The sequence below is a fragment of the Streptomyces sp. NPDC029674 genome (assembly GCF_044903205.1).
In the GTDB taxonomy this organism is placed as follows: Bacteria; Actinomycetota; Actinomycetes; order Streptomycetales; family Streptomycetaceae; genus Streptomyces.
On record NZ_JBJDPY010000035.1, the window covers coordinates 31,498 to 35,483 of the forward strand.

At 75.8% G+C, this 3,986-nt stretch carries 3 protein-coding genes; all 3 read right to left on the reverse strand.

What is annotated here, in order from left to right; all coding sequences use genetic code 11:
• Positions 1 to 740 precede the first annotated feature (740 nt).
• Positions 741 to 881 carry a hypothetical protein gene (locus ACI2L3_RS39610; RefSeq protein WP_404757333.1) on the reverse strand — a complete coding sequence of 47 codons (141 nt, stop codon included), beginning with the start codon at positions 879 to 881 and terminating at the stop codon, positions 741 to 743.
• A gap of 43 nt (positions 882 to 924) precedes the next feature.
• A complete protein-coding gene (gene metF, locus ACI2L3_RS39615; protein WP_404757334.1) occupies positions 925 to 1,854 on the reverse strand; it encodes a methylenetetrahydrofolate reductase [NAD(P)H] in 930 nt (309 codons plus the stop codon).
• A gap of 905 nt (positions 1,855 to 2,759) precedes the next feature.
• Positions 2,760 to 3,743 (reverse strand): carbohydrate kinase family protein, encoded by a 984-nt coding sequence (locus ACI2L3_RS39620; RefSeq protein ID WP_404757335.1) that lies wholly within the window; start codon positions 3,741 to 3,743, stop codon positions 2,760 to 2,762.
• Between the last annotated feature and the right edge of the window lie 243 nt (positions 3,744 to 3,986).

Sequence of the window (3,986 nt, forward strand, 5' to 3'; positions counted from 1 at the left end):
CAGGCCCAGGGGCCGGGGGCCCTGGAGACCCAGGCCATGGGTGGTCAGGGCCCGGGAAGCCAGGGACCCGGGAGATCCGAGGCCCTGGAAGGCCGGAGGCCCGGGAGCACCCAAGGACCGGGAGACCCAAAAGGGCAGGGGCCCGGGCCACGGGCCAGGGAGTGCGGCGGCGCGGCAGACGACGGCGGCGACGACAGGGCGGCGACGGCGGCTGTACTGCAGGGCGCCCGGCCCCGGTATCCGGCCCCTGCCCCTCGGCCCCCGGGGTCGGGGACCGGTCACGGCACGGGCTCAAGGGGCGTGCTGGTTTGCGGCAGTTCGAGGATCGGGGGCCGCGCCGTGTTGGCCCGCGGCGCGGTGGGGCGCGGGGGGTGGTGAAGGGAGGGATGTCGGCGGTCCGTGCCGGAAGGGGCGGGGCCCATCGGCCGCGACATGTGAAGCGGCGGCGGATACGGTGCCCGCCTGCCGCCGCGCGGCGGCTTTTGGGCAGGATGGACGCACCGGAATAGTGACACGGGCGGCGCCCTGACGCCTAGAGCACCCAGAAGTGGCGTGGCTCACACCGCGCGAAGGGCGGGTGACGGCCCAACCCGCCGTCGGCCGGGGCGACTTGAGACCGGTGGAACCACCGCACCGCACCGCACCCCGCTCGCCGCCTCTCCCCTCCCCCGCCCTCTCCCAACCTCTGTCCTCCCCCTGCCTGGCCCCGGCCCGGGTGGGCCGGGGCGGGGCGGGGGCGGTCAGTCGATGCCGCGCACCAGGTGGGGCTCCCAGGTGTCGTCCTCGTCGATGCCGGCCAGCCGCAGCGGCGGCGGGCGGGGCGGGGCGAGCACCGGAACGGGGTGCAAGAGCTGGATGTTTTCCTCCTCGGTGTCGTGCATCTGCTCCTCCTTGTCGGGACGTCGTACCGGGACGTGGGTGGCGTCAGCGGGGGGCGGCGAGGCCGTGCCGGGCCCCGGGAACCGGGGCGGGGGCGGGGGTGGGATGCAGATGCAGGTTGCGGTGGATCTCCAGGGTCGCCGTCGAGCGGTTGAGGGTGATGTAGTGCAGTCCGGGGGCGCCCTCGGCCAGCAGCCGTTCGGCCATGGCGGTGGCGTACTCGACGCCGATGCGGTGGCCCTCCGCGGGCTGCTCGCGGGCGGCTTCCAGGCGGTGGGCGAGGTGTTCGGGGAAGGCGGCGCCGCTGAGGGCGGCGAAGCGGCCGATCTGGCGCACGTCGGTGGCCGGCATGATCTCCGGGACGATCGGGGTGGTGCAGCCGGCGGCGGCCGCCCTGTCGCGCAGCCGCAGGTAGTCCTCGACGTGGAAGAACATCTGGGTGATGGCGTAGTCGGCGCCCGCCCGGCACTTGGCGGCGAAGTGGCGGATGTCGCTGTCCCAGTCCACCGAGCGCGGATGGCGTTCGGGGAAGGCCGCCACGCCGACGCTGAAGGCCCCCGACTCCTTGACCAGGCGCACCAGTTGGTGGGCGTGGGTGAAGCCGGCAGGGTGCGGGATCCAGGGGGCGTTGGGGTCGCCGGGCGGGTCGCCGCGCAGGGCCAGGATGTCGCGGACCCCGGCGTCGGCGTACTGGCCGATGATGTGGCGCAGTTCGGCCACCGAGTGGCCGACCGCGGTCAGGTGGGCGACGGGGCGCAGGGTCGTCTCGGCCGCGATCCGTTTGGTCACCTCCACCGTCCGCTCCCGCGAGGAGCCGCCGGCCCCGTAGGTGACCGAGACGAAGGCCGGTGCCAGGGCCTCCACCCGGCGGATGGTGTGCCACAGGGTGCGGGCCGCGGCGTCGGTCTTGGGCGGGAAGAACTCGAAGGAGAAGGACGGTGCGTCTGCCTCGATGATGTCGCGCAGTGCGGTCACTGCCGGCCTCCGGCGTTGAAGTGGCGGGCCTGAACGGAATGCGGTGCGGGCGCGCCGGTGACGGCCCGGGGTGGGGCGGGAGTTGATGCCTGGCGGGGCGGAGCGGTTGGGGTGGTCCAGCAGTGCGCTTCGGCCCCCTCCCCCTCCCCCGGGCGGAGCGGCAGTTGCGAGGCGCGGGCGGGTGGGCCCGCCGCCACAGTGCCGGTCCGGGCCGGGTCTGGCACGTATACGGGACGGTTGGTGCGGTGCGGGTGGGACTTGACCGGCGACCGTACCGGCCGTGCCGGGCGTGCGGGGGGGGCGCCGGGGCGCGGTGCAGCCCAGGCCCTTGTGGTGTGGGATGACCGGCCCGTACGCGGAGCTGCGGGCACGGCCCCCGGCAGAACTTGGCCGGCGGCTGCACTGACCGCACCGTGCCGGGCGTACGCGGTGCGCGGTGCGGTGCGGGCCCGCCGCGGTGTCCTGGTGCCCGGGGCCGGGGGGGGGCGCAAAGCTGCTGGTGCGGCGGGACTTGACCGGCGGGCGCACCGGCCGTGCCGGGCGCGGTGCGGTCCGGGCTCGCCACGGTGCCCGGCCGGGTCCGGGGCGCATGCGGGCTGTTGGTGTCCGCGGGCGGAGGCTTGACCCGGTGTCCGCGCGGGCCGTGCTGTGCGGTGCGCGCCGGGGCAGGTGCGGTCCGTACCGGCCACGGTGTCCGGCCCGTACCCGGAGCTGCCGGTACGGCCAGGGGCTTGACCGGCGGGCGCACTGACCCTGCCGGGCGCGGGGCTGTTGGTGTTCGCGGGCGGGGGCTTGACCCGGTTCCGCGCGGGCCGCGCGGTGCGTGCCGGGGCGTGGTGCGGTCCGGGTCTGCCGCGGTGTGCGGGTGCCCGGCCCGTTCGCCGGGGGCCGGTGGATGGTGGTGGTTAGGGGGCCGGGGCGAGGTGGGGCTCGATGGCGCGGGCCGCGCCGTGGCCGTAGGTCTGGTCGATACGGGCGATCAGGTCGGCGGGGATGAGCTTGTACTCCTGGGTGCCCACCGATTCCAGGACGGTGGTGGCCAGGGCGCAGCCGAGCTGGGCGGCCCGTTCGTGGGGCAGTTGCCAGGCGGTGGCGGCCAGGAAGCCGCAGCGGAAGGCGTCGCCCGCCCCGGTGGGGTCGGTGATCTTGCCGGTGGGGACGGCCGGGACGTGCAGGCGCCGGGCGCCGGCGCGGGCCAGGGTGGCACCGCCGGCGCCCAGGGTGGTGATCCAGGTGCCGACCCGGTCAAGGAGCTGCGGTTCGCTCCATCCGGTGCGCTCCAGCAGCAGGGCGGCCTCGTACTCGTTGGTGAACAGCCAGCGGGCGCCCTCGACGAGCCGACGGGCCTGCTCGCCGTCCAGGCGGGCCAGTTGCTGGGAGGGGTCGGCGGCCACCGGCAGACCAAGGCGGTGGGCGGTGGCAGTGTGGCGCAGCATGGCGGCGGGGTCGTCGGCGCCGATCAGGACGAGGGCGGGGGTGCCGGTGCGGGCGGTGACGGCGGCCAGATCGATGCGGGCGGCCTCGGCCATGGCACCGGCGTAGAAGGTGGCGATCTGGTTGTGGTCCTGGTCGGTGGTGCACACGAAGCGGGCGGTGTGCAGGGTGTCGCTGATGTGGACGGCGGTGGTGTCCACGCCGTGTTCGCGCAGCCAGGTGCCGTACTCGGCGAAGTCCAGGCCGGCGGCGCCGATGAGGACCGGGTTCAGCTCCAGCAGGCCCAGGCCGAAGGCGATGTTGGCGCCGACGCCGCCGCGGCGGACCTCGAGGCGGTCGGCGAGGAAGGACAGGGAGACGTGCTCCAGTTGTTCCTTGAGCAGCTGCTCGGCGAAGCGGCCGGGAAAGACCATCAGATGGTCGGTCGCTATCGATCCGGTCACGGCGATACGCACGGCAAAGCACTCCTTGGGCCAGGGGCCGGGGGCGGAAGAGGAGGGGGACGGCTGTGGGCCGGGGCGGGGGGGGGGGGGGGGGGGGGGGGGGGGGGGCGGCCCCCGGGGGGGGGGGGGGGGGGGGGGCGCCGGCTGGCCGGGGGGGGTGGGGGAAGTCGGCAGGCCCGGTGGGGTCGGTTGTGCCGATGGGGTCCGGGGAGCCGGCAGGCCCGGTGGGGTCTGGTGGGAGCTTGGGTGCGGGGA